We start from the raw sequence: 24,002 nt of genomic DNA on the forward strand, positions 1-24,002 counted from the left end.
GGAGGAACATAAGATGAGAGAAATAGCGACAACAGATGCAGTTGGTCAGGTATTATGTCATGATCTGACACAGATTATTAAGGACAAAAAGAAAGGGCCGGCTTTTCGAAAGGGGCATATCATCCGGGAGGAGGACATCCCGGTGCTGCTCTCCATGGGAAAAGACCACATCTATGTCTGGGAAAGAGATGAAAGCATACTTCATGAAAATGAGGCGGCTGATATCCTGTATCAGATGTGCAGGAGCGAATATATGGAGCCTTCGGAGGTGAAGGAAGGAAAGATAGAAATCAGGGCTACCAGGGACGGACTGCTGAAGATCAGAGAGGACCGTCTGATGAAAGTCAACCTGCTGGGGGAAATGATGATTGCATGCCGCCATAATAATACAGTCGTAAAAAAGGGCGAGGTGCTGGCGGGAACCCGTATTATTCCGCTGGTGATTGAGAAAGAGAAGATGGAGGCTGCAAAAGAAGCGGCAGGGGAACAGCCGCTGCTCATGCTCAAACCAATAGAGCCGAAAAAGGCAGGGATCGTAACAACCGGAAATGAAGTATTCTACGGGAGGATTGAAGATACGTTTACTCCGGTGGTCGAGAAAAAGTTTAAAGAATTCGGTGCTGAAGTTACAATGAAAACGTTAGTCGGTGATGATAAAGATAACATCCGCCAGGCGATTCTGGATATGATCGCACAGGGAGCGGAGGTCGTAGTCTGCACAGGCGGTATGAGCGTGGACCCGGACGACCGGACGCCGGGCGCGATCGCTGCCACAGGCGCAGAGGTGATAACATACGGGGCACCGGTTCTGCCGGGGGCGATGATGCTGCTTTCCTATTATCACAGAGAGGGTGGAGAGGCGGTACCCGTTCTGGGGCTTCCGGGATGCGTGATGTATGCGAAGAGAACAATTTTTGATATCCTGCTTCCGCGGATACTGGCTGATGATCCGATATCAAAAGAAGAGATCGCAAGTCTGGGAGTCGGCGGACTGTGTCTGGGGTGTCCGACTTGTACGTTCCCGAACTGCGGATTTGGAAAAGCGTAGTCTGAATGGGAGGAGAAGATATGGATTACCGGGGATTTTATCTGGAACTGCACAGGAGAATGCGAAGGGAAGGGATGGTACCCGTGACCACGTATCTGAGCGGAGCCAGACGGGGGGAAAAGAAATTTGGGACAGATCGGGGAAACGGATGTTTTTCGGAAGACTTTCAGGGTCAAATGACTGTGGTACTGTGCGGGGCTGGCCATGTGTCGCAGGCGTCAGCGCGTATTTTCCGGGAATTGGAATATCGCCTGATCGTGGTAGATGACCGTGTGGAATATGCAAATGCAGGCAGATTTCCGATGGCAGACGAAATTCGCTGTCTCAATTTTGAAACGGAGTTTCCAGATGCACAGTTTCCGGAACATGCGTATTATGTGATCGTGACGCGGGGACATGAGCATGACTATACGTGTCTTCGTAACGTGCTGACACGTTCGTACGGATATATCGGTATGATTGGGAGCAGAAGTAAAGTGAAGCTGTCCAGAGAACGGCTGGCACAGGAGGGCTTTTCGGCGGCGCAGATTGATGAGGTACATGCACCGGTCGGGCTGAGAATCGGGGGACAGACGCCGGCGGAGATCGCGGTCAGTATTGCAGCTGAAATTATTCAGGTGAAGAATGCCAAATCCGGCAGTACACTGGATAGTGCGGTGCTTGAAGGCCTGAATCAGGCAAAACCATCCGTGATGGTGACCGTGACGGAAAAGGAGGGATCGTCGCCGCGCGGCAGAGGCAGCCGGATGGTGGTAACTTCCGACGGAAAAAACTATGGGACAATTGGCGGCGGGGCCATTGAATATGCTGCAGTAAAGCGGGCTGCCGAAGTCTGCAGAACAAAGGCTTTTGATACTGCGGGTTATGACCTGAGCAATTCGGATGCGGCGACGCTGGGAATGGCATGCGGAGGACGCGTTGAGGTGATGTTTGAGCCGCTGTAAGGAGGAACACGGTTATGGGGAATAAACTGACGCATTTTGACAGGAATGGAAATGCGGTGATGGTAGACGTGACAGAAAAGGAAGTGACCAGCCGCACGGCTGCAGCCTGCGGTACGATCAGGGTGAATAAAGAGATCATGCAGGCGGTACTGGAAGGCAGTGTGAAAAAAGGAGATGTACTCGGAGTTGCCAGGGTAGCGGGTATCATGGGCGTAAAAAAGACTTCTGATTTGATACCGATGTGTCATCCTCTGCCTGTCGGAAAATGCAGTATCGAGTATGAGATTTCAGAAGAGAAGCAGGAGATTACAGCCATATGTACAGTGAAGACGGACGGGAAGACGGGTGTGGAAATGGAGGCACTTACGGGTGTACAAACTGCACTTCTGACCATCTATGATATGTGTAAGGCGATTGACAAGCGAATGGTCATGACGGATATTCATCTGGTGAACAAGAGCGGAGGAAAGAGCGGGGATTTTACATATGATTGATCAATGTGGGAGAAATATCGACTATGTCAGGATTTCTGTGACGGACCGGTGCAATCTGAGATGTGTCTACTGCATGCCGGAAGACGGTGTGAAAAGCACGCCGCACGAGGATATCCTCAGATATGACGAGATTCTCAGAGTATGCCGCATTATGGCGGGACTTGGGATTTCCAAAATCAAGCTGACAGGAGGGGAACCTCTTGTGCGAAAAAATGTACCGTATCTTGTGCATGAGCTGAAACAGATTTCCGGTATTGAAAAAGTGACTCTGACGACGAATGGTATCTTGCTGACAGAATATATGGAGGACCTGCATGCCGCGGGGATCAGCGGTATCAATATCAGTCTGGACACCATGGATCCCGTGCTGTTTCGCGAGATCACCAGACGGGATATGCTGGACCAGGTAACATGCGGAATTAAAGCTGCCATGCAGTACCGTGACGTTCCGCTTAAGATCAACTGTGTACCGATGGGAATGGAGAGGCAGGACCTGATGGAGATCGCAGCATTGGCAAGGGATTATCCCGTTCACGTAAGATTTATTGAGATGATGCCGATTGGTTTCGGTAAAAAATTTACTTTTGTCGGAGAAGATGAGATCGTCGGGCAGCTAAGAGAGGCTTTTGGAGAGGTGACACCGTGCCCAGAAAAACTGGGGAATGGTCCCGGGCATTACTATACGGTTGATCGGCTGACTGGAAAAATCGGGTTTATCAGTGCGATCAGCCATAAGTTCTGTAATGAATGTAACCGGATCAGAATGACTTCACAGGGATTTCTGAAGTCATGTCTTCAGTATGAGGCGGGGCGTGACCTGCGTGCGCTTCTGAGAACAGGAGCGGATGACCGGGAAATCGAGGCTGCCGTCCGTGATGCCATTTTGAGAAAACCGACGGGACATGAGTTTCTCACAGAACAGATAGCAGAAGAAGAATCTCATTGTATGGCACAGATAGGAGGATGATGAGAAGATGTATCGGGTAGCGATTATAACGTCCAGTGATGCGGGATATCGAAAAGAGAGAGCGGACCAGAGCGGTCCAGCGATCAGGAAAATTGCAGAGGCGAATGGATATCAGGTGGTATCTGCGGTAGTTCTGCCGGACGAAAAGCAGATGCTGAGTGATGAGATGAGACGCATCGCTGACGGAAACCTGGCAGATCTGATTCTGACAACAGGGGGGACCGGATTTTCACCGAGAGACTGTATGCCTGAGGCGACGGCGGAGGTTGTACAGCGGCTGGTTCCGGGGATTCCGGAAGCCATGCGTGCTTACAGTGCACAGTTTACAAAGAGGGCGATGCTAAGCAGGGCGGCCGCCGGTATCCGGGAGGCTACGCTGATCGTCAATCTCCCGGGGAGCCCGAAGGCGGTCAGGGAGTGTCTGGAATATATTATCAGTGAATTGGGACACGGACTTGATATCCTGACGGGCGCTGACGCCAACTGTGCAAGAAAGTAACACAGCGCTAATCCTGGATATGACAGTGATCAGTAAATACTGCCGCAGAGGTGATGAAAGGAGGCATCATCAGTGAAGGCAGAGGACTGATCATGTTATACAAATAAAAAATGTTTTGCTAAAAGGAGGACGACAAAAATGAAGAAAAAATTAGTGGCAGTGATGATGGCGGCAGTGATGACGGCAGCCATGGCCGGATGCGGAAATAAAGCCGCAGACGAATCCAAGACGGATACTGCAAAGGATGCCGGGACATCACAGGAGGCAGAACCGACAACGGCGGAGGCAGATCCGACAGAGGCGGCGGATGAAAAAGATGCAGAAGGCGGGGAGACTACGATTCTTGTTGCAGCAGCAGCAAGTCTTGAATATTCGTATACGGACGAACTGATTCCGATGTTCGAGAAAGCAAATCCCGGCATCAGGGTAGAGGGTACATATGACAGTTCAGGAAAACTGCAGACGCAGATTGAAGAAGGTCTGGAAGCAGATGTTTTTATGTCGGCTGCGATGAAGCAGATGAATGCTCTGAAAGATGAATCCATGATCGATGCAGATTCTGTTGTAGAACTGCTGGAAAATAAAATCGTACTGATTGTACCGGCTGAGGGTGATTCAGCACTTGCGGCATTTGAAGATATCAAAAATGCCGGGACCGTCGCACTCGGAGATCCGGAGAGCGTACCGGCAGGACAGTATGCGCAGGAAGCGCTTACAAGCCTGGGAATCTATGATGAGATAGCCGCGAAAGCCAGCTTTGGAACCAATGTGACGGAGGTTCTGAACTGGGTAGCTGAGGGAAGCGCAGATGCGGGTATCGTATATGCGACAGATGCAGCGACTACAGACAAGGTGAAAGTTGTGTCGGAGGCGCCGGAGGGATCCCTGGCAGATCCTGTTATTTATCCGGTTGGAGTTGTCACAGCGTCTGAGAAAAAGGATGCGGCACAGAAGTTCGTGGATTTCCTGCAGACACCGGAGGCCATGGCCGTATTTGAAGAATACGGTTTCACCTCAAATATAGGATAGACGGCGTATGGACTATTCACCAATTCTGATATCCATGAAAACAGCGGGGCTTGCGATCCTTGTCACATTTTTTATCGGCATCGCACTGGCGCGGTTTGTTGTGGGGATTAAAAAAACTGCTGTGAAACATATCCTGGACGGATTGTTTACTTTGCCGCTGGTTCTTCCGCCCACCGTGGCAGGATTTTTTCTGCTTTACATATGTGGTGTGAAACGGCCGCTGGGTAAATTTTTCATCGATTATTTCAGCGTAAAGATCGCTTTCTCCTGGGGAGCTACAGTGCTCGCGGCGGTCGTTATTTCATTCCCGCTGATGTACCGTTCGGCGCGCGGTGCCTTTGAGCAGGTGGACGAAAATCTGCTTCATGCCGGAAGGACCCTCGGAATGTCGGAGTGGACGATTTTCTGGAAAGTCCTGCTTCCCAATGCGATGCCCGGTGTGGTCTCCGGAGCAGTGCTGGCGTTTGCCAGAGGACTCGGTGAATTTGGTGCTACTGCAATGATAGCCGGGAATATTGCCGGCAAAACAAGAACCCTTCCGCTCGCCGTCTATTCGGCGGTAGCGGCGGGCGATATGAATACGGCATACGACTATGTGATGATACTGGTAATCATATCATTCGCGGTGGTTGTCGTGATGAATCTCGCTACGGCGAGAGAAAAACGCGGGATGAAGATATGAGTCTGAAAGTAGAGATAAAGAAAAAAGTAAAAAATTTTCAGCTGGATATTGCGTTTGAGACTGATGGAGGCTGCCTGGGTATCCTGGGGGCCTCCGGATGTGGAAAAAGCATGACGCTCAGGTGCATCGCCGGGATAATGACCCCGGATGAAGGTCATATCGAGCTCAACGGACGTGTGCTTTACGACTCCAGAAAGAAGATTAATGTCAGGCCGCAGGCCCGCGGCGTCGGTTATCTGTTCCAGAATTATGCTCTGTTTCCCAATATGACAGTCGAGCAGAATATTGCAGCCGGTCTTAAGAAGTCAGCCGGGGATGTGACTGAAAAGGTAAATCACATGATCCGCCTTTTTCAGCTGGAAGGTCTGGAACAGCGCAGGCCGGGACAGCTCTCCGGCGGACAGCAGCAGCGTGTGGCACTTGCAAGGATACTGGCATATGAGCCGGAGGTGATGTTGTTTGACGAACCGTTTTCAGCGCTTGATGCGTATCTGAAGGAGGAACTGCAGATACAGTTTGAAAATATACTGGAATTGTATCGGGGAGATGCGGTGCTGGTGACTCACAGCAGAGACGAGGCGTATCAGACATGCCGGCGGGTCTGCATGCTGGATGAAGGACGTATCATACGGCAGGGCGAGACAAAGGAGGTATTTCGCAATCCCGGATTTATGAAAGTTGCGCGGCTGACAGGCTGCAAAAATATATCGGCGGCAAAAAAGCTGGAAGGAAAAAGAGTCTGGGCCGCCGACTGGGGACTGACGCTCGAGGTGGAGGCCGAACTGCCGGAACATTTCAGCCATATCGGCATCCGGGCACATGATTTTATGCCTGCAAATGAGCAGCAGGTGATAGACGGAAGCAACATAATTCTGTGCAAGGTAAAAGAGATCAGTGAGTCACCGTTCGAATGGAGCATCCTGATCGAGACACCGGCGGCGAATCATTCACTGCTCTGGTGGAAGATCGGAAAAAACCAGATCGGGTCCAGGCTGGCGAAACAGCTGCCCGATACTCTTTATATTGCACCGCAGGATATTCTTGTGATGGAGGACAACCATTAGAACAGGGACATGAAAAACGCTTCTGCCGGCTGATATACAGACCGGCAGAAGCGTTTTGGTTTCGACTTAAGCGTTGTCTCTTATATAATTATAATTTTACAACGTTGGCAGCCTGCATACCACGAGCGCCTTCAGTTAAGTCATAAGATACAGCCTGACCTTCATCTAAAGATTTAAAGCCGTCGCCCTGGATTGCAGAAAAGTGTACGAATACATCAGATCCGTCGTCGCTTGTGATGAATCCATAACCTTTTTCAGCGTTGAACCATTTTACTGTTCCTTTGTTCATAAGATGTTACCTCCATAAAATAAAAAAAATAATAAATTGAAAGAACTGGAAAATAAAAAATCACCAGTTATCACAGACTATATTGTAAACATAATATAATCTCTAATAACTAGTGAATTACTATTATATCCAATAACTTCCCGATACGATTTTATTATAGTCTGAAGATTGTGAAAAGTCAAGAAGAAAAAAAGCTTTATTTCAAGAAAAATTTCGTGTATGATATGAGTAGGTTGACCGTGAATTTCCGGGCAGGCCTGGATGTATACGGTAACCCCAAGATGAGTGCAAGGAGAACCTAATATGGATATTTTGATTAAAAACGGAAGGATCATCGATCCGGATACAAAACGGGATGAAAAAGCGGACCTGTATATTGAGGATGGAAAGATTGCTGATGTACAGCCGGCGATCAGAAAGAAAGCAAAGAAGGTCATCGATGCCAGGGGATGTTATGTGATGCCCGGATTGATTGATATGCACGTTCATCTCAGGGACCCGGGACAGACACATAAAGAGGATGTCGAAACCGGCTCTAAGGCTGCTGCAAAAGGCGGATTTACAACGATCGTAGCCATGCCGAATACAAAGCCCGTAATAGATGAACCGACGAGGGTCAGCTACGTCATCAACAAAGCGCTGCAGTGCTCGCCGATCCATGTGCTCCAGACAGGAGCTATCACAAAAGGGCAGAAGGGCGAGGAACTGGCAGATCTGGAGGGGATGATCAGGGCAGGTGTCCCGGCTCTGAGTGAGGATGGAAAAACGGTCATGAATTCACATCTGTATCTGGAGGCCATGAAAATTGCTGCACAGTATGATATCCCCATTCTTGCACACTGTGAGGATATCAACATGGCAAACGGCGGATGTCTGAATGACGATGAGGTGGCGAAGAAGCTGGGACTGCCGGGGATCAGCAACTCCGTAGAAGATGTCATTATCGCCAGAGATATTTTTATGTCTTTTGATACGGGATGCAGGCTGCATCTGTGCCATTGCTCCACGAAAAACAGCGAGTTGATGATGCGCAATGCGAAAGAAGACGGACAGAAGGTGACGGCGGAAGTATGCCCGCATCACTTCACGCTGACTTCAGCGGATATCAAAGAGGGAAACAGCAACTTTAAGATGAATCCTCCACTGCGTACAAAGGAGGATGTGGAAGCACTGAAACGCGGATTGAAAGACGATGTTTTTGATGTGATCAGCACAGACCATGCGCCTCACAGGCATTCTGAAAAGAGCGGAAGCATGCGGGATGCGCCGTTCGGCATCGTGGGTCTGGAGACGTGCGTTGCGCTGACAATATCAGAACTTGTAAAGCCGGGGGTTATCACACCTATGCAGATGGCGGAGAAGATGAGCTACAATCCTGCAAAGATTCTGAAGCTTGGGGACAGAGGGTCTCTTGCAGTGGGAAAAGAGGCGGATGTCGTCATCATCGATCCGGATGCAGAATATACCATCGATGCTCGCACATTTGTATCAAGGAGCAAAAACACACCATTTCAGGGACGCAGAGTAAGTGGCGAGGTCAAATATACGATCTGCGGCGGGAAAATAGTATACGAGGCAAATTAGCGGAGGAATATATGATAAATAAACTGACAGATAAAATAAAGAAAACGAATGCACCAATTGTTGTGGGCCTGGATCCGATGCTCTCTTATATTCCGGAACACATCCAGCAGAAAGCGTTTGCAGAATACGGGGAAACACTGGAAGGTGCTGCTGAAGCAGTATGGCAGTTTAATAAGGCGGTCGTAGATGCGACGTATGATCTAATTCCGGCAGTGAAGCCGCAGATCGCCATGTATGAACAGTTTGGGATTCCGGGGCTGGCTGCGTTTAAGAAGACTGTAGATTACTGTCATGAAAAAGATCTGATTGTCATCGGTGATATCAAGAGAGGGGATATCGGATCAACTTCTGAGGCGTACGCAGTGGGGCATCTCGGAAAAGTACAGATAGGCAGACAATCCTTTTACGGATTTGACGAAGATTTTGCTACCGTAAATCCGTATCTGGGATCTGACGGTGTAAAGCCGTTTATTAAGGTGTGCCAGGATGAAAAGAAAGGATTGTTTATTCTGGTGAAGACCTCCAATCCGTCAAGCGGGGAATTCCAGGATCAGCTGGTAGACGGCAGACCGCTCTACGAGCTGGTGGGTGAGAAAGTTGCACAGTGGGGGGCTTCCTGCATGGGAGATTCCTACAGTTACATCGGTGCGGTTGTGGGTGCAACCTATCCGGAAATGGGTAAAGTCCTGCGCAAACTGATGCCTAAGACGTTTATCCTGGTCCCGGGATATGGCGCACAGGGCGGAAAAGGTGCCGATCTGGTTCATTTCTTTAATGAGGATGGTCTGGGTGCGATCGTGAATTCCTCCCGCGGAATTATTGCCGCGTACAAGCAGGACGCCTATAAGCATCTGGGCGCTGAGAATTTTGCGGATGCCGCGCGGTGTGCGGTAAAAGATATGGCTGCGGATATTGACGGTGCGTTAAAAAACAGCGGGAGATAACAACGGATGAAGATCAAAGAGAATTGTACAATAGTGGAGCAAAAAGAGATTGCACCGGATATCTTCAGCATGTGGATTCAGACCGGGAAGATAGCGGAAACTGCGGCGGCGGGGCAGTTTGTGTCGCTGTACAGCAGGGACAAAAGCCGGATGCTGCCAAGACCGATCAGTCTCTGTGAGATTGACCGTACGCAGGGAAGACTGCGTCTGGTGTACCGGATTGCCGGAGAGGGAACCAGGGAATTTTCACAGATGAAAGAGGGAGAAGTGATTTCCGTACTTGGACCGCTCGGCAATGGATTCCCGCTTGACGAAGCACGGGGCAAACATGTGATGCTGATGGGGGGCGGTATCGGCATTCCGCCGATGGTTCAGACTGCAAGAGAGCTGAATGCCGCCGGGACAGTTGCAGTCGCAGGGTACCGCGACGTTTTGTTTTTGCAGGAGGAACTCAAAGGGTTCTGTGATGTGTATACAGCGACAGAAGACGGCAGTGCAGGGACGAAAGGCACTGTGCTGGATGCTGTGCGCGAACAGGCACTTGCGGCTGATATAATTTTTGCATGCGGACCGACACCGATGCTCAGAGCCATCAAGCAGTATGCAGCAAAACAGAACATTCCATGCTGGATCTCCATGGAAGAAAAGATGGCCTGCGGTGTGGGGGCCTGCCTCGCGTGTGTCTGTCAGTCGAAAGAAGTGGACGGGCATTCTCACGTCCACAATAAACGGATTTGCAAAGACGGACCGGTGTTTCTGGCTTCGGAGGTGGAATTATGAGTATGAAAGTGAATCTGGCAGGTGTGCAGCTGCAAAATCCGGTCATGACGGCGTCGGGGACATTCGGGTCCGGTACGGAGTACAGTGAGTTCGTTGACCTGAACCGCCTGGGGGCGGTTGTGACGAAGGGAGTTGCCAATACCCCCTGGCCTGGGAATCCGACGCCCAGGATAGCCGAAACCTGTGGAGGAATGCTGAATGCGATCGGACTTCAAAATCCGGGCATTGATGTTTTTTGTGAACGTGATCTGCCGTTTCTCAGACAGTTTCATACCCGGATCATCGTAAATGTCTGCGGCAGGACGACGGAAGATTACTGTGAGGTCGTGGAACGCCTCTCGGATGAAGCAATCGACATGATGGAGATCAATATCTCCTGCCCGAATGTCAAGGAGGGCGGGATCGCCTTTGGACAGAACCCGAAAGCTGTGGAAGCGATCACTGCTGAGGTGAAGAAGCGGGCGAAGCATCCCGTCATCATGAAACTGAGTCCGAATGTGACGGATATTACCGAGATGGCGAAGGCTGCGGAGGCGGGCGGTGCCGATGTCCTGTCCCTGATCAATACCCTGACCGGTATGAAGATAGACGTAAACAGAAGAACATTTGCGATCGCGAATAAAACGGGCGGACTCTCCGGACCTGCTATTAAACCGGTCGCAGTGCGCATGGTGTATCAGGTGGCGAATGCGGTGAAGGTTCCCATTATTGGTATGGGCGGCATAGCCACAGCAGAGGATGCACTCGAATTTATTCTGGCGGGTGCCACTGCCGTATCCGTAGGAACAGCCAATTTCACAAATCCTTATACGACAACGGAGATCATAGACGGACTGGAAGAATATATGAAAAAATACAGGATTGAGGATATCGGTGAGCTGATTGGCGCCGTGAGATAGCAGAAGAAAAAGCAGCCGGAGATTGCGTATGCCCGGCTGCTTTCGATATTTGTGTGAGGTCCAGGCTACTCCAGGACGTTGGAGAGAAACTGATACTCATCACCGTTCTTTTTGAGGGTAAGGCTGCTTGTTAATGAACCGTCTTCTGACTGAAACTCCAGATGATATGTGCCGTTCTCCTCCTGACCGCTCGTGCAGGTGTAATTTCTGAAGTTTGTGTCTCCGTGTTCGATGTAATAACTGTCAAAATCCTCCAGGTATGTCCAGTCAAGCCCGTTTGTTTCACTCAGACTGATTCCCATTTTATGCTGCAGGAAATTGTCAATCTGCTCTGTGGTCAGACGGACCATATCGGTCATGAGCTCTGAGCTGTCTGTGGCAGCCAGATACGCCGCCGTCTCTTCCTGAGTAAGACCTTCTGTCATCATGCCGGCCCCATTGTAGAAAAGCTGATCCAGATCTATGTCCTGAGGGCTGGTGTAAGTGGAGAGCAGAAAGCCGTTGTTCTCCGCCTCGTTTGCATACTCAGTGAAAAAGGACAGTTCATCTCCGGTCAAGTCATGTTTTTCCGTTGCGGGTTCCCCGGTTTTTTTTGACGAGTTACTGCATCCGCTCAGGGAAAACTGCAGGGATGCGATAACAAGTGACGGTTCCGCCAATTAAGTATCGCGATTGATTGAAAACACGGGAGAAATGTGATAAAATGGGAAAGATATTTGGCAATCACCTAATAGCAGGAAATGAATAAGGAGAAATTGAGCCCATGGAGAATTATAAGAAAGAGTTCATTGAATTTATGGTAGACTGCGGCGTTTTAAAGTTCGGAGATTTTGTAACTAAGAGCGGAAGAAAGACTCCATTTTTTGTAAATACCGGATTTTACAGAACAGGAGCACAGCTGCGAAGACTGGGCGGATATTATGCAAGAGCGATCAAAGAAAGATTCGGACTGGAGTTTGATGTGCTGTTCGGACCGGCTTATAAAGGGATTCCGCTGTCAGTAGCTGCATCTATGGCGATCAGTGAATTATATGATACGGATATCCGGTACTGCTCCAACCGGAAAGAGGTAAAAGACCATGGAGACACCGGAATTCTGCTCGGCAGCCCGATTCAGGACGGGGATCGTGTAGTGATTATCGAAGATGTAACGACGGCCGGTACATCGATCGAAGAAACCCTGCCGATCATAAGGGCACAGGGAGAGGTCGACCCCATCGGACTCGTCGTGTCAGTGGACCGGATGGAACGCGGAAAGGGTACGAAAAGCGCACTCAAAGAAATTGAAGAAAAATATGGACTGAATACGACGGCGATCGTAACAATGGAAGAAGTTACAGAACATCTGTATAATCGTGAGTATAACGGCAAAATTATCATTGATGACTCATTGAAGGCAGCGATTGATGCATATTATGAGCAGTACGGAGTACTGGAATAGACGGAGGGATACAGATGAACGAAAAGACATACAGAACCATGTCACGAGTCGGAAGCGGCAGTATCGCCCTTGGAATCATTGCAGTGGTCACAGGTGTTGTAACCGGAACTCTAATGATCATTGGCGGTGCGCGTCTTTTGAAAGAGAAATATAAAGTAACCATATAATGGAAATCATGGACTGTCTCAATTGCGGTTGAGGCAGTTTCATATGTTGAGGAGCATGTGTGAAAACTAAGACCAAGCGACGGATCCGGACAGCAGGCTGGATTCTTTTTATCCTTTATCTGATCCTGCTGCTGTATTTTCTGTTTTTTTCAGAGTGGTACGGCCGTAAAAACTGGATAGAAGAGGATTACCGATACAATCTGATTCTGTTCAAGGAAATCAAGCGTTTCTGGGTTTACAGGGAACAGCTGGGAATGCAGGCGGTACTGTTGAATCTGGTGGGAAATGTAGTAGGGTTTCTGCCCTTTGGATTTATCCTCCCGATTTTAAGTAAAAAGCGTCCAAACCTGCTGCTGACGGGAGTTATGGGATGTTTACTGAGTCTGTCGGTGGAGACGCTGCAGCTGATTGGAAAAGTCGGTAGCTTTGATGTGGATGATTTATTATTGAATACAGCCGGAGCAGTTCTGGGCTATCTGCTGTTTTCAATCTGCAATGTGATAAGGAGATGGAAGTATGGCAAAACGCTATAGATATAAACTTGTCCTGGAGGAAGAAGCCGAGGGTGGACGGGCGGCTCTGTGGATGGCTGCAGTTTCCGGGCTGCTGTTTCTGGCTGCAGTGCTGATATCATTTGTACTTGCAGGGAAAGCCGGGATTTATATAGGCGTGCTGGGGCTGACAGGAATTATGATGGCGGCTGCCGGGTTTGTTACGGGACTTGGCAGTTTCAAAGAGAAACATAAGAATCACCGGTCAAGTACGGCCGGTTCATTGATAAACGGTGTGCTGGCGGTCTTATGGCTGGCACTGTTTCTGATAGGAGTATCCTGAATATGAATAAACGATTAGAAAAACAGGCAGCATTTATGCTGGAAGCGGACAAAGCAAAAAATATATTTCGCCAGACACATCTGTCCGGCCATGGAAGAAATGAGAATGATGCGGAACACTCCTGGCATATGGCGCTGATGGCGTTTCTGCTTAGCGAGCATGCGAATCAGGCAGTAGACCAGCTGAGAGTAATCAAGATGCTGCTGATTCATGATCTGGTGGAAATTGATGCCGGAGATACGTATGCATATGATGATGCCGGAAATGTGACAAAGCGTCAGCGCGAAGAAAAGGCGGCGGACCGCATTTTCGGACTGCTTCCCGAAGATCAGGAAAGTGAGCTTCGGGAACTGTGGGAAGAATTCGAAGCATATGAGACACCGGAAGCATTGTTTGCCCATGTGCTTGACAATTTTCAGCCATTGACTTTAAATGATGCGAACGGAGGAAGCGACTGGAAAGAACACCAGGTGAAAAAGTCTCAGATTTTAAAACGCAACGAAAAGACGGCGCAGGGGTCTGCTGATATTTGGGAATATATGAATCAGATGATTGAGCGCAATGTGGAAGCGGGAATGATCATCGATGAATAAAATGACAGAGGTGACAGAGATGGATGAGATTTTAGTGGAGAGATGGAAGCTCGCAAAAGACAGAATTGAGCAGATACCTTCGGAACGGATTGTCTCTGTTCCGTACAGAAACTACTTTATCAAAACAGCGTCATTTATGCAGCAGATCTTCGGACTGCTGGACCTGAAGGAGAAGGGCGCACTGAGAAGGATGACCATGGAGGCACTGGGAGAATGGAATCATGTTTTGTATGAGGATATCCTTCCTGGCAATTATGAGGTGTCCTATGCGAACCCTGATTATGCAGCAGTCAGTCTTGGGGAGGAGTACGGGCGGGAGCTGTGTGCTCTGTACAGCCAGATGAGGGGCTGCATCGTATTTGCCTTTGAGGCGCGTGTGTATGATATTACGATTCTCTGTGAATTGTTTTTGGAGGTTTACACTGCATTTTCCGGCGGGGAGCTGCCGGCCGCCGAGACAGTCCGCGGAATCATCTACAGTTTTATCAGAGACTACTGTGATGATATGATGAACTACAGAGTACGTGAAATGATAGATCCCAGTCTGGATTTTGCAGCTGAGATCATCATGAAATCCGATCTAACGGATCTGAGGTATCTCTATCTGTTCGGAGAGTACATTTCTGAAAATGAGAAACGGACGGCAGAGTTTCTGAATACGCTGCCGCAGCAGGAAATTGATCAGATGGCACGGACGTTTACAGAGGGGTACCGGATCGGATTCGTAAACGGCGGCATTGATCTGTCTAAAAAGAAAACGGTAAACATCCGGTACTGCCTGGGATTCGAGCGTATGGTCCGTGCAGCGGTTCTGCAGTTTGAGGAGATGGGTCTAAAGCCTGTGATATACAGGAGTGCGGTACACCTGATTAATAAAAGACAGCATCTGCGCATCGGTTATTACGGAGGAATCCCGAATAAGCAGTATGAATATGATCACAGAAATGATGCGGCACTCTATCTGACCGACGAAATGGTACAGAAGAAGCTGCGGGCGCTCCAGAATTCTTTTGAGGCAAATAAGGAGCTGGCAAATACACATGCCGGTCCAGCGGTGATAGAGGTTTTCGGAGAAGAGCCGTTTTCACCGGCAAACAAGGAGAGCAGCTGTACACTCACAGAAAAGCAGCAGAACCTGAAAGTGCGTTTCGATATGGAGTCAGCTCAGATAACAAACCGGTATATCATAGGTGAGGAGCGCAGCTTTACCATCATAGCCTATCCGCTTCCCGAAATCGGCAGGGACTATGAGGAAATTTTCAGGGAGACAGTGAAGATCAATACGCTGGATTATAAGCAGTACCAGAGGATTCAGCAGACCCTGATCGATGCACTGGATGCGGGGAGCTCGGTGCACATCAGGGGATGCAAAGAGAACAGGACCGATCTGAAAGTTCAGCTGTACCGGCTTTTTGATGCGGCAAGGCAGACGATTTTTGAAAATTGTGTGGCGGATGTAAATATTCCGGTCGGAGAGGTATTCACATCACCTGTGCTGGAGGGAACCAACGGGCTGCTTCACGTAACCCGTGTATTCCTGAATGGGCTGGAGTACAGAGATCTGTGGTTTACATTTAAGAATGGTATGATTGAAGATTATGGCTGCGGAAATTTTGACAGCAAAGAAGCCGGAAGGACATTGGTTCGTGAGAATATACTGTATCAGCATAAAAGCCTGCCGATGGGAGAATTTGCGATCGGCACCAATACCACAGCCTATGTTATGGCGGAGAAATACGGCATTGCGGCTAAACTTCCGATACTGATCGCGGAGAAGATGGGACCGCATTTTGCCGTCGGTGACACGTGTTACAGCTGGTCGGAGGATACGCCGGTATATAATCCGGACGGCAAAGAGATCGCAGCCAGAGACAATGAGGTCTCCATCAAACGGAAAGAAAATCCGGCGGATGCGTATTTCGGCTGTCATACAGATATCACGATACCGTATGAGGAACTGGAATTCATACACATTTTGTCGGAAGAAAAAGCACCGGTTTCAGTAATTGAGAACGGGCGTTTTGTCCTGCCGGGGACGGAGGAACTGAACCTTCCGTTTTTAGCGGTTGACAATCATGAAACGGGTCTAGTAGAATATTAAATAAACAGCGTCTATGCAAAGGAAAAGGAGAACGAAATGGCTAAAGTAGGAATTGTAATGGGTAGTGACTCAGATATGCCGATTATGGCAAAAGCAGCAGATATGCTGGAGAAGTTTGGAATCGATTATGAAATGACGATTATTTCTGCGCACAGAGAACCGGATGTGTTTTTTGAATATGCGAAGACTGCAGAGGAAAAGGGATTTAAAGTGATCATCGCAGGGGCAGGCATGGCCGCACATCTTCCGGGAATGTGTGCGGCAATTTTCCCGATGCCGGTCATCGGTATCCCGATGCATACCACATCTCTCGGCGGAAGAGATTCCCTGTATTCGATCGTACAGATGCCATCGGGGATTCCGGTTGCGACGGTAGCGATAGGCGGCGGGGCAAATGCCGGAATTCTTGCTGCGAAAATCCTTGGGACATCTGATCCGGAACTGCTTGCAAAAGTAAAGGCGTATTCTGCTGAGCTGAAAGACCAGGTGGTGGCAAAAGATGCAAAACTTCAGGAAGTGGGATATAAGAATTATACCAAATAAAATCTGACCAGACGAGAAAAGGACGGTAAACGAATGATGGATTATAAAAAAGCGGGCGTGGACATTGAAGCCGGATACAAATCTGTAGAGCTCATGAAAGAACATATTAAGAAAACGATGCGCCCGGAGGTATTGACGAATATCGGAGGGTTTTCCGGTGCTTTTTCCATGAGTGCATTCAAAGATATGGAGAAACCAACCCTTGTGTCCGGAACAGACGGTGTCGGAACAAAACTGAAACTGGCGTTCGTGATGGACAGACATGACACGGTTGGAATAGACTGTGTCGCGATGTGTGTGAATGACATTGCATGTGCTGGCGGTGAACCGCTGTTTTTCCTTGATTACATTGCATGCGGGAAGAATGTTCCTGAGAAAATTGCCGGGATTGTAAAGGGAGTTGCAGACGGATGTGAACAGTCTGAGGCGGCACTGATCGGCGGAGAAACCGCTGAGATGCCGGGGTTCTACCCGGAAGACGAATATGATCTTGCAGGCTTCGCGGTAGGTGTCGTAGATGAAAAGGATCTTATTACGGGAAAAGAACTGAAGGCAGGCGATGTGCTGATCGGAATGGCATCTTCCGGTGTACACAGCAATGGTTTCTCACTGGTCAGAAAAGTTTTTGAAATTACGAAAGAATCTCTGAACACATATTATGAAGAGCTTGGAAATACACTGGGAGAGGCTCTTCTTGCCCCGACTAAGATTTATGTAAAAGCGCTCAAGGAAATTAAAAAGGCAGGCGTAAAAATCAAAGGGTGCAGTCACATTACAGGCGGTGGATTCTATGAGAATGTTCCTCGTATGCTGAATGACGATGTGTGCGCAGTTATCGAAAAGGGCAGTTACCCTGTTCCTCCGATCTTCAAAATGCTGGCAGAAAAAGGTCAGATTGATGAGAAAATGATGTATAACACCTACAATATGGGGATTGGCATGATCGTAGCGGTAGACCCGGCAGATGCAGACAGGACGATGGAAGCGATGCGGGCAGCGGGGGAAGAGCCGTACCGGATCGGACGGATAGAGTCCGGTGAAAAAGGAGTATCACTATGCTGAGATTAGCAGTTCTGGTATCCGGAGGAGGAACCAATCTGCAGGCTATTATCGATGGAATCGCTAATGAGACAATCACAAATACACAGATTGAAGCTGTTATCAGTAATAACGCGGATGCCTATGCACTGGAGAGAGCCAGACAGCACGGAATCCGCGCGATCTGTGTTTCGCCAAAGGATTATGATTCGAGGGACGCATTTAACGATGCGCTGCTTCAGGCTCTGCAAAAGCTGAATGTCGACCTGGTCGTACTCGCAGGCTGTCTGGTAGTGATTCCGAAGAGTATCGTGCGTGCATTTCCGAACAGAATTATCAACATTCATCCTGCGCTGATTCCGTCATTCTGCGGTACAGGGTATTACGGGCTGAAAGTCCATGAGGGTGTACTTGCACGCGGAGTCAAGGTGACAGGCGCGACGGTGCATTTCGTAGATGAGGGAACGGATACCGGTCCCATTATTCTTCAGAAGGCGGTTGAAGTGAGGGACGGTGATACGCCGGAAGTTCTGCAGAGACGCGTGATGGAAGAGGCCGAATGGGTGATCATGCCCAGGGCCATTGACCTGATCGCCAATGACAAGCTGGTAATCGAAAATGGAATTGTCCGCATGAAAGCGGCGGGTACTGCAGAAGAAAGTATGAAGGAGACGGATAGATGAAGGTTCTTATAATTGGAAGCGGCGGAAGAGAACATGCGATTGCATGGAAGGTGTCGAAGAGTCCCCGGGTGGACGAAATTTACTGTGCTCCGGGCAATGCCGGAATTGAAGAATATGCAAAGTGTGTGGATATTGGCGCCATGGAATTTGAGAAACTGGCGGCATTTGCGAAAGAAGAAGGGATAGACCTTACGATCGTTGGAATGGATGATCCGCTTGTGGGCGGTATCGTGGATGTATTCGAGGCGGAAGGGCTGCGCGTGTTCGGACCGAGAAAGAATGCGGCGATCCTGGAGGGCTCCAAGGCTTTTTCGAAAGACCTTATGAAGAAATATAACATACCGACGGCGGCGTATGAGAATTTTGAGGATCCCGAAAAGGCGCTTGCTTATCTGGAAACTGCAAAATTCCCGATCGTCCTGAAGGCTGACGGACTGGCACTGGGCAAAGGCGTATTGATCTGCAACACGCTTCAGGAGGCCAGGGATGGTGTGAAGTCCATTATGATGGATAAAAAGTTCGGCACTGCCGGAAACACGATGGTCATTGAAGAATTTATGACCGGGCGTGAAGTCTCGGTTCTGTCTTTTGTTGATGGAAAGACGATCAGAACGATGACCTCCGCACAGGACCACAAACGTGCGAAAGACGGTGACCAGGGGCTTAATACCGGAGGAATGGGTACCTTTTCTCCGAGCCCATTCTACACGGATGAAGTAGACGATTTCTGCAATCAATACATTTACCAGGCAACGGTTGACGCAATGGCTTCGGAGGGCAGAGAATTTAAGGGAATCATTTTCTTTGGCCTGATGCTGACTGAGGAGGGACCGAAAGTTCTGGAATATAACGCGAGATTTGGTGATCCGGAAGCTCAGGTTGTTCTTCCGCGCATGAAAAATGATATGATCGAGGTTGTGGAGGCGTGTATTGACGGTACTCTGGATCAGATTGATCTGCAGTTTGAAGACAACGCGGCTGTCTGTGTCGTACTGGCGTCTGATGGATATCCCGTTTCTTACGAAAAGGGTTTTGTGATCAGCGGACTGGAGAATTTTAAAGATAAAGAGGGCTATTACGTATTTCATGCAGGAACAAAGAGGACAGATAAGGGCATCGTGACGAACGGGGGAAGGGTGCTCGGTGTGACCGCAAAGGGAAAAGATCTGAAGGATGCCCGTGCAAATGCTTATGAAGCCATTAAGCTGGTGGAATTTGAAAACAAGTACTGCCGCAATGATATCGGTAAGGCGATTGACGAGGCGTAATGTACGTTCGGTGCAAACTCGCACCAATTTGCCGGAAGGCGAATTAAATATAATAAAACTGCCGCACAGGCAGAAGGGACTACGAAGATGATATACAACAATGTATTAGAAGCGATCGGGCATACTCCGATGATCCGGCTGAACCGCATGAACAGCCCTGAAAATGCAGAGGTTCTGGTGAAATTTGAGGGATTGAATGTGGGTGGATCGATCAAGACCCGTACGGCTTTCAACATGATTGAGGAGGCAGAAAAGCAGGGACTTCTGACAAAGGATACCATTATTGTGGAGCCGACGAGCGGAAACCAGGGCATTGGGCTTTCACTGATCGGCGCAGTAAAGGGGTACCGGACGATCATCATCATGCCGGACTCGGTCAGCGAAGAGCGCAGAAAACTGGTACAGCATTACGGGGCAGAGGTAAAACTGGTCCATGATGCGGGAAATATCGGGGAATGTATCGACGAATGCCTGCAGACAGCGCTTCGCATGGCAAAGGAAAATCCGAATGTATTCGTACCGCAGCAGTTTGAAAACCCGGCGAACCCCATGGTGCACCGTCATCATACGGGGCTGGAGATACTGGAACAGGTGGCGGGACCGATACATGGGTTCTGTTCAGGGATAGGAACCGGAGGAACCATTACCGGGATCGGTGAAGTCCTGAAGGCACTGAATCCGGATATTACGATATGGGCAGTAGAGCCTGAGAATGCCGCGATACTGGCAGGCGGTACGATCGGAACACATCTGCAGATGGGAATCGGAGACGGATTGATACCTGCAATCCTCAATCAGCAGATTTATGATGATATATATGTCGTTACAGATGAAGAAGCAATTCAGACTGCCAAGGATCTGGCCAGAAAAGAAGGACTTATGTGCGGGATTTCCAGCGGCACAAATGTTGCAGCAGCGCTGAAACTTGCGAAAAAACTGGGGAAAGGGAAGACGGTCGTAACAGTACTGCCGGATACCGCGGAACGGTATTTTTCCACGCCTCTGTTTGAAAATGAATGATACCAGGGTCAAATGAATAAAAGTACAGATACAATGGGGATAGCGTCAATCTACACTGGGCGATACCCCCATTTTGTTGACTGACAGAAGATTACCCAGCTTTTGGGACTTGAAATTTAATGGTAATTGTTATATTATTTCTATAACAAAAGCTGATAAGCGTAATGTTTATGAGATAAAGAAAGCAGGGTGATACAATGCTGATAGAGATGATCCATATTGATTTTAGCAGTGAAGAAGCCATCTATATGCAGCTCAGGAATCAGATTATACTGGGGATTGCTACATCGAGGATACAGGAAGGCGAGACGCTCCCGTCCGTCCGGCAGCTGGCAGATGGAATCGGAATCAATATGCACACGGTAAATAAAGCATATACTGTCCTAAAGCAGGAAGGATTTGTGAGTATAGACAGAAGAAAGGGTGCGGTTGTCAGTATCGACACAGATAAGATCATTGCACTGGAAGAACTGAAAGATGAGCTTGTGGTGGCACTGGCGAAAGGCTGGTGTAAAAATATATCAAAAGAAGAAGTGCATGCACTGATTGATGAGATATTTGAGGAATATAAATAAGCAGGAGGGCTTACATGAGAGAACAGTATACGGAACAGGCGCGCAGCGCACTGCAGTGTGCACGCAAAGCATCACGTGAGTGTCAGCAGAATTATATCGGGACAGAGCACCTGCTGCTTGGATTGGTGATGGAGAAAGAAGGAACAGCCGGCAGGGTGCTGGCTGATATGGGAGTGGAGGAAAAGAACCTGAGAGGCTATATTGAGCGGTTTATCTCCACGCCGGGCAATGTGATGCTGGATTCCTCTGTGGAATATTCAAAACGAGCGGAACAGGTCCTGGAAGGTGCCGCTCGTGAGGCGGTATCTTTTCAGGCGGATAAGACCGGAACAGAGCACATTCTGATTGCGATGATAAAGGAAACGGAATGTGTCGCCACGCGTCTGCTCCATACTATGGGGATCAGCATTCAGAAACTGTACATGGAGATATTGATCGCCATGGGAGAGAACCCGGCACAGATCAAGGAGGAGATGGCGAATGCAAAATCCTCCAGAGAAGGTCAGGCGGCGGTGACGCCGACATTGGACCAGTACAGCAGGGATCTGACAGAGATGGCACGCCGCAGGGAACTGGACCCGGTCGTAGGACGTCAGCACGAGATGGACCGCGTGATTCAGATCCTGAGCAGGCGGACAAAAAACAACCCGTGCCTGATCGGCGAGCCGGGAGTGGGCAAGACAGCGATTGCAGAAGGACTTGCACAGAGGGTTGTAGATGGGGACGTACCGGAGGCGATGCTGAATAAGCGCGTGGTTGTGCTGGATTTATCCGGGATGGTAGCAGGATCGAAATATCGTGGAGAGTTTGAAGAGCGTATAAAAAATGTAGTGAAAGAAGTAGCCGGGAACCGGGATATTCTGCTGTTCATTGATGAACTTCATACGATTATCGGTGCTGGCGGTGCGGAGGGTGCGCTGGACGCTTCAAACATTCTGAAACCGTCTCTGTCACGCGGTGAGATACAGATGATAGGTGCTACAACGATAGAGGAATACAGAAAATATATTGAAAAAGACGCGGCTCTGGAAAGAAGATTCCAGCCGGTCATGGTTGAAGAACCGACTGCTGAGGAGGCACTGGAGATTCTGAAGGGGCTTCGCCCATATTATGAAGCTCATCACGGAGTGGAAATCTCGGATGAGGCGCTGGAGGCGGCTGTCAGTATGTCGGTACGCTATATTAATGACCGGTTCCTGCCGGATAAGGCGATAGACCTCATAGACGAAGCTGCCTCAAAGGTACAGTTGGCTGGATTTGGGACGCCGAAAAAGAATGCAGACACAGACAGGCGGCTGGATGAAATACAGCAGAAAAAAGAAGAGGCGGTAAAGCAGGGGGATTTTGAGCTTGCAAAAGAGCTGCAGAAGGAACAGTCGGCGCTCGAGAAGAAGAAAAAGTCAGCGGAAGGACGTTTCAGAAAGAATATGAAAAGTAAACCGCAGCAGGTTTGTGCAGAATCCGTTGCGGAGATTGTATCGGGATGGACCAAGATTCCGGTGCAGCAGCTGCAGGAGGAGGAGACAAAAAGGCTCGCAAAGCTTGAGTCAATTCTCCATAAACGCGTGATCGGACAGGAGGAAGCAGTATCTGCGGTGGCCAAGGCTATTAAAAGAGGCAGAGTAGGACTGAAGGATCCAAACAGGCCAATTGGGTCATTTCTGTTCCTCGGTCCTACCGGTGTGGGCAAGACGGAGCTCTCCAAAGCGCTCGCGGAGGCGGTATTTGGCAGCGAGCAGGCTATGATTCGGGTCGATATGTCTGAGTATATGGAAAAACACAGTGTATCAAAACTGATTGGCTCTCCGCCGGGATACGTCGGATACGAGGAGGGCGGCCAGTTGAGCGAAAAGGTACGAAGGAACCCATACAGCGTGATTCTGTTCGACGAGATCGAGAAAGCTCATCCGGATGTTTTCAACATTCTGCTCCAGGTCCTGGACGACGGGCATATTACAGATGCTCAGGGACGTAAAGTGGATTTCAAGCAGACTTGTATCATCATGACGTCAAATGCCGGAGCACAGGCGATCATGGAACCTAAGAAGCTCGGTTTTACATCCGGTGATGATGAGAAAAAAGATTATGAGTATATGAAGAGCGGCGTTATGGAGGAAGTGCGCCGGATGTTTAAACCGGAATTTTTGAACCGGATCGATGAGATCATTGTATTCCATGCGCTGAACAGGGAGCACATAAAGAAGATCGTCAGTATTCTTCTGAGAAATCTTCAGGAAAGATGCCAGCTGCAGATGAATATCACACTGAAAGTCCGATCGTCCGTGAAAGATTTTCTTGCGGAACAGGGATTTGACAGCAAGTACGGTGCCAGACCGCTGAAGAGGGCGATTCAGAGTAAAATAGAGGACGCGATGGCGGAGGAGATACTGAACGGACGCATGAAAGCCGGAGATACGGTAAGCGTGGGCGTACAGAAAAAAGAAATTAAATTTTATGTTACTGACTAGCATAAACAGGCCTTTTATTATATAATGAAAAAGAATAAAAAAGAACAA

27 protein-coding genes are annotated in these 24,002 nt (G+C 49.0%); 25 read left to right on the plus strand and 2 right to left on the minus strand.

Annotation, left to right across the window (positions count from 1 at the left end; all coding sequences use genetic code 11):
* The first annotated feature begins 13 nt into the window (after positions 1 to 13).
* The 8 genes from NQ502_RS15170 (at position 14) to NQ502_RS15205 (ending at position 6,727) form a co-directional block, all read left to right on the plus strand.
* A complete protein-coding gene (locus tag NQ502_RS15170) occupies positions 14 to 1,048 on the plus strand; it encodes a molybdopterin-binding protein (protein WP_028529048.1) in 1,035 nt (344 codons plus the stop codon).
* Positions 1,049 to 1,068: 20 nt separating this feature from the next.
* Entirely contained in the window at positions 1,069 to 1,992 is a 924-nt protein-coding gene (locus NQ502_RS15175) for an XdhC family protein (RefSeq protein WP_028529049.1), read from the plus strand.
* Between the two features lie 14 nt (positions 1,993 to 2,006).
* Positions 2,007 to 2,486 (plus strand): cyclic pyranopterin monophosphate synthase MoaC, encoded by a 480-nt coding sequence (gene moaC, locus NQ502_RS15180; RefSeq protein WP_028529050.1) that lies wholly within the window; start codon positions 2,007 to 2,009, stop codon positions 2,484 to 2,486.
* Positions 2,479 to 3,453 (plus strand): GTP 3',8-cyclase MoaA, encoded by a 975-nt coding sequence (moaA, locus tag NQ502_RS15185; protein ID WP_028529051.1) that lies wholly within the window; start codon positions 2,479 to 2,481, stop codon positions 3,451 to 3,453. Before moaC ends, moaA begins: the two co-directional genes overlap by 8 nt.
* A gap of 7 nt (positions 3,454 to 3,460) precedes the next feature.
* Positions 3,461 to 3,952: a MogA/MoaB family molybdenum cofactor biosynthesis protein gene (locus tag NQ502_RS15190; protein WP_028529052.1), complete on the plus strand. Its 492-nt coding sequence runs from the start codon at positions 3,461 to 3,463 to the stop codon at positions 3,950 to 3,952.
* A 138-nt stretch (positions 3,953 to 4,090) separates the two neighbouring features.
* Positions 4,091 to 4,981, plus strand: coding sequence for a molybdate ABC transporter substrate-binding protein (gene modA / locus NQ502_RS15195; RefSeq protein WP_028529053.1), 891 nt, complete (start codon positions 4,091 to 4,093; stop codon positions 4,979 to 4,981).
* 7 nt (positions 4,982 to 4,988) lie between these two features.
* On the plus strand, positions 4,989 to 5,663 hold the full coding sequence (modB, locus tag NQ502_RS15200; RefSeq protein ID WP_028529054.1) for a molybdate ABC transporter permease subunit: 675 nt from the start codon (positions 4,989 to 4,991) through the stop codon (positions 5,661 to 5,663).
* The gene (locus tag NQ502_RS15205) at positions 5,660 to 6,727 is read left to right on the plus strand and encodes a sulfate/molybdate ABC transporter ATP-binding protein (RefSeq protein ID WP_028529055.1); all 1,068 of its coding nucleotides are present in this window, start codon (positions 5,660 to 5,662) and stop codon (positions 6,725 to 6,727) included. The genes modB and NQ502_RS15205 overlap by 4 nt, the downstream gene beginning before the upstream one ends.
* 88 nt (positions 6,728 to 6,815) lie before the next feature.
* Here NQ502_RS15205 and NQ502_RS15210 read toward each other — a convergent pair whose 3' ends face one another.
* Positions 6,816 to 7,016, minus strand: a complete 201-nt coding sequence (locus NQ502_RS15210) for a cold-shock protein (RefSeq protein WP_028529056.1) — start codon at positions 7,014 to 7,016, stop codon at positions 6,816 to 6,818.
* A 303-nt stretch (positions 7,017 to 7,319) separates the two neighbouring features.
* Between NQ502_RS15210 and NQ502_RS15215 the strand changes: the two genes are divergently transcribed.
* From NQ502_RS15215 to NQ502_RS15230, 4 genes are read left to right on the plus strand one after another with little or no spacing between them, the layout of a single operon-like run.
* Complete coding sequence (locus NQ502_RS15215; protein WP_028529057.1) at positions 7,320 to 8,600, plus strand: dihydroorotase; 1,281 nt, start codon at positions 7,320 to 7,322, stop codon at positions 8,598 to 8,600.
* Positions 8,601 to 8,611: 11 nt separating this feature from the next.
* The gene (gene pyrF / locus NQ502_RS15220; protein WP_028529058.1) at positions 8,612 to 9,544 is read left to right on the plus strand and encodes an orotidine-5'-phosphate decarboxylase; all 933 of its coding nucleotides are present in this window, start codon (positions 8,612 to 8,614) and stop codon (positions 9,542 to 9,544) included.
* Positions 9,545 to 9,550: 6 nt separating this feature from the next.
* The gene (locus NQ502_RS15225; protein WP_028529059.1) at positions 9,551 to 10,324 is read left to right on the plus strand and encodes a dihydroorotate dehydrogenase electron transfer subunit; all 774 of its coding nucleotides are present in this window, start codon (positions 9,551 to 9,553) and stop codon (positions 10,322 to 10,324) included.
* Positions 10,321 to 11,223, plus strand: a complete 903-nt coding sequence (locus NQ502_RS15230) for a dihydroorotate dehydrogenase (protein ID WP_028529060.1) — start codon at positions 10,321 to 10,323, stop codon at positions 11,221 to 11,223. The genes NQ502_RS15225 and NQ502_RS15230 overlap by 4 nt, the downstream gene beginning before the upstream one ends.
* Before the next feature lie 65 nt (positions 11,224 to 11,288).
* Here NQ502_RS15230 and NQ502_RS15235 read toward each other — a convergent pair whose 3' ends face one another.
* On the minus strand, positions 11,289 to 11,780 hold the full coding sequence (locus NQ502_RS15235; protein WP_148511938.1) for a hypothetical protein: 492 nt from the start codon (positions 11,778 to 11,780) through the stop codon (positions 11,289 to 11,291).
* Between the two features lie 206 nt (positions 11,781 to 11,986).
* Between NQ502_RS15235 and pyrE the strand changes: the two genes are divergently transcribed.
* From pyrE to NQ502_RS15300, 13 genes are all read left to right on the plus strand, one after another.
* Entirely contained in the window at positions 11,987 to 12,664 is a 678-nt protein-coding gene (gene pyrE / locus NQ502_RS15240; protein WP_028529061.1) for an orotate phosphoribosyltransferase, read from the plus strand.
* 14 nt (positions 12,665 to 12,678) lie between these two features.
* Complete coding sequence (locus NQ502_RS15245; protein WP_028529062.1) at positions 12,679 to 12,831, plus strand: hypothetical protein; 153 nt, start codon at positions 12,679 to 12,681, stop codon at positions 12,829 to 12,831.
* A gap of 59 nt (positions 12,832 to 12,890) precedes the next feature.
* Positions 12,891 to 13,364: a VanZ family protein gene (locus NQ502_RS15250; RefSeq protein WP_028529063.1), complete on the plus strand. Its 474-nt coding sequence runs from the start codon at positions 12,891 to 12,893 to the stop codon at positions 13,362 to 13,364.
* On the plus strand, positions 13,348 to 13,665 hold the full coding sequence (locus tag NQ502_RS15255) for a hypothetical protein (protein WP_028529064.1): 318 nt from the start codon (positions 13,348 to 13,350) through the stop codon (positions 13,663 to 13,665). Before NQ502_RS15250 ends, NQ502_RS15255 begins: the two co-directional genes overlap by 17 nt.
* Before the next feature lie 2 nt (positions 13,666 to 13,667).
* Positions 13,668 to 14,258, plus strand: coding sequence for an HD domain-containing protein (locus NQ502_RS15260; RefSeq protein ID WP_028529065.1), 591 nt, complete (start codon positions 13,668 to 13,670; stop codon positions 14,256 to 14,258).
* Positions 14,251 to 16,359 (plus strand): aminopeptidase, encoded by a 2,109-nt coding sequence (locus tag NQ502_RS15265; protein ID WP_242830274.1) that lies wholly within the window; start codon positions 14,251 to 14,253, stop codon positions 16,357 to 16,359. Before NQ502_RS15260 ends, NQ502_RS15265 begins: the two co-directional genes overlap by 8 nt.
* 36 nt (positions 16,360 to 16,395) lie before the next feature.
* Positions 16,396 to 16,902 (plus strand): 5-(carboxyamino)imidazole ribonucleotide mutase, encoded by a 507-nt coding sequence (gene purE / locus NQ502_RS15270; protein ID WP_028529066.1) that lies wholly within the window; start codon positions 16,396 to 16,398, stop codon positions 16,900 to 16,902.
* Positions 16,903 to 16,938: 36 nt separating this feature from the next.
* A complete protein-coding gene (purM, locus tag NQ502_RS15275; RefSeq protein WP_044983331.1) occupies positions 16,939 to 17,964 on the plus strand; it encodes a phosphoribosylformylglycinamidine cyclo-ligase in 1,026 nt (341 codons plus the stop codon).
* The gene (gene purN / locus NQ502_RS15280; RefSeq protein ID WP_044983324.1) at positions 17,958 to 18,623 is read left to right on the plus strand and encodes a phosphoribosylglycinamide formyltransferase; all 666 of its coding nucleotides are present in this window, start codon (positions 17,958 to 17,960) and stop codon (positions 18,621 to 18,623) included. Before purM ends, purN begins: the two co-directional genes overlap by 7 nt.
* Positions 18,620 to 19,891 (plus strand): phosphoribosylamine--glycine ligase, encoded by a 1,272-nt coding sequence (purD, locus tag NQ502_RS15285; protein WP_028529068.1) that lies wholly within the window; start codon positions 18,620 to 18,622, stop codon positions 19,889 to 19,891. Before purN ends, purD begins: the two co-directional genes overlap by 4 nt.
* Before the next feature lie 87 nt (positions 19,892 to 19,978).
* Entirely contained in the window at positions 19,979 to 20,911 is a 933-nt protein-coding gene (gene cysK, locus NQ502_RS15290; protein ID WP_028529069.1) for a cysteine synthase A, read from the plus strand.
* Positions 20,912 to 21,108: 197 nt separating this feature from the next.
* Positions 21,109 to 21,486, plus strand: a complete 378-nt coding sequence (locus NQ502_RS15295; RefSeq protein WP_028529070.1) for a GntR family transcriptional regulator — start codon at positions 21,109 to 21,111, stop codon at positions 21,484 to 21,486.
* Positions 21,487 to 21,500: 14 nt separating this feature from the next.
* Positions 21,501 to 23,954 (plus strand): ATP-dependent Clp protease ATP-binding subunit, encoded by a 2,454-nt coding sequence (locus NQ502_RS15300; RefSeq protein ID WP_028529071.1) that lies wholly within the window; start codon positions 21,501 to 21,503, stop codon positions 23,952 to 23,954.
* Positions 23,955 to 24,002 lie beyond the last annotated feature (48 nt).

This window comes from Ruminococcus gauvreauii, from assembly GCF_025151995.1.
In the GTDB taxonomy this organism is placed as follows: Bacteria; Bacillota; Clostridia; order Lachnospirales; family Lachnospiraceae; genus Ruminococcus_G; species Ruminococcus_G gauvreauii.

What these genes read in the sequence shown, in the direction of transcription:
- NQ502_RS15170 (WP_028529048.1), top strand. Translation starts at nt 14, where the DNA reads ATGAGAGAAATAGCGACAACAGATGCAGTTGGTCAGGTATTATGTCAT.
- NQ502_RS15175 (WP_028529049.1), top strand. Translation starts at nt 1,069, where the DNA reads ATGGATTACCGGGGATTTTATCTGGAACTGCACAGGAGAATGCGAAGG.
- moaC (WP_028529050.1), top strand. Translation starts at nt 2,007, where the DNA reads ATGGGGAATAAACTGACGCATTTTGACAGGAATGGAAATGCGGTGATG.
- moaA (WP_028529051.1), top strand. Translation starts at nt 2,479, where the DNA reads ATGATTGATCAATGTGGGAGAAATATCGACTATGTCAGGATTTCTGTG.
- NQ502_RS15190 (WP_028529052.1), top strand. Translation starts at nt 3,461, where the DNA reads ATGTATCGGGTAGCGATTATAACGTCCAGTGATGCGGGATATCGAAAA.
- modA (WP_028529053.1), top strand. Translation starts at nt 4,091, where the DNA reads ATGAAGAAAAAATTAGTGGCAGTGATGATGGCGGCAGTGATGACGGCA.
- modB (WP_028529054.1), top strand. Translation starts at nt 4,989, where the DNA reads ATGGACTATTCACCAATTCTGATATCCATGAAAACAGCGGGGCTTGCG.
- NQ502_RS15205 (WP_028529055.1), top strand. Translation starts at nt 5,660, where the DNA reads ATGAGTCTGAAAGTAGAGATAAAGAAAAAAGTAAAAAATTTTCAGCTG.
- NQ502_RS15210 (WP_028529056.1), bottom strand. Translation starts at nt 7,016, where the DNA reads ATGAACAAAGGAACAGTAAAATGGTTCAACGCTGAAAAAGGTTATGGA.
- NQ502_RS15215 (WP_028529057.1), top strand. Translation starts at nt 7,320, where the DNA reads ATGGATATTTTGATTAAAAACGGAAGGATCATCGATCCGGATACAAAA.
- pyrF (WP_028529058.1), top strand. Translation starts at nt 8,612, where the DNA reads ATGATAAATAAACTGACAGATAAAATAAAGAAAACGAATGCACCAATT.
- NQ502_RS15225 (WP_028529059.1), top strand. Translation starts at nt 9,551, where the DNA reads ATGAAGATCAAAGAGAATTGTACAATAGTGGAGCAAAAAGAGATTGCA.
- NQ502_RS15230 (WP_028529060.1), top strand. Translation starts at nt 10,321, where the DNA reads ATGAGTATGAAAGTGAATCTGGCAGGTGTGCAGCTGCAAAATCCGGTC.
- pyrE (WP_028529061.1), top strand. Translation starts at nt 11,987, where the DNA reads ATGGAGAATTATAAGAAAGAGTTCATTGAATTTATGGTAGACTGCGGC.
- NQ502_RS15245 (WP_028529062.1), top strand. Translation starts at nt 12,679, where the DNA reads ATGAACGAAAAGACATACAGAACCATGTCACGAGTCGGAAGCGGCAGT.
- NQ502_RS15255 (WP_028529064.1), top strand. Translation starts at nt 13,348, where the DNA reads ATGGCAAAACGCTATAGATATAAACTTGTCCTGGAGGAAGAAGCCGAG.
- NQ502_RS15260 (WP_028529065.1), top strand. Translation starts at nt 13,668, where the DNA reads ATGAATAAACGATTAGAAAAACAGGCAGCATTTATGCTGGAAGCGGAC.
- NQ502_RS15265 (WP_242830274.1), top strand. Translation starts at nt 14,251, where the DNA reads ATGAATAAAATGACAGAGGTGACAGAGATGGATGAGATTTTAGTGGAG.
- purE (WP_028529066.1), top strand. Translation starts at nt 16,396, where the DNA reads ATGGCTAAAGTAGGAATTGTAATGGGTAGTGACTCAGATATGCCGATT.
- purM (WP_044983331.1), top strand. Translation starts at nt 16,939, where the DNA reads ATGGATTATAAAAAAGCGGGCGTGGACATTGAAGCCGGATACAAATCT.
- purN (WP_044983324.1), top strand. Translation starts at nt 17,958, where the DNA reads ATGCTGAGATTAGCAGTTCTGGTATCCGGAGGAGGAACCAATCTGCAG.
- purD (WP_028529068.1), top strand. Translation starts at nt 18,620, where the DNA reads ATGAAGGTTCTTATAATTGGAAGCGGCGGAAGAGAACATGCGATTGCA.
- cysK (WP_028529069.1), top strand. Translation starts at nt 19,979, where the DNA reads ATGATATACAACAATGTATTAGAAGCGATCGGGCATACTCCGATGATC.
- NQ502_RS15295 (WP_028529070.1), top strand. Translation starts at nt 21,109, where the DNA reads ATGCTGATAGAGATGATCCATATTGATTTTAGCAGTGAAGAAGCCATC.
- NQ502_RS15300 (WP_028529071.1), top strand. Translation starts at nt 21,501, where the DNA reads ATGAGAGAACAGTATACGGAACAGGCGCGCAGCGCACTGCAGTGTGCA.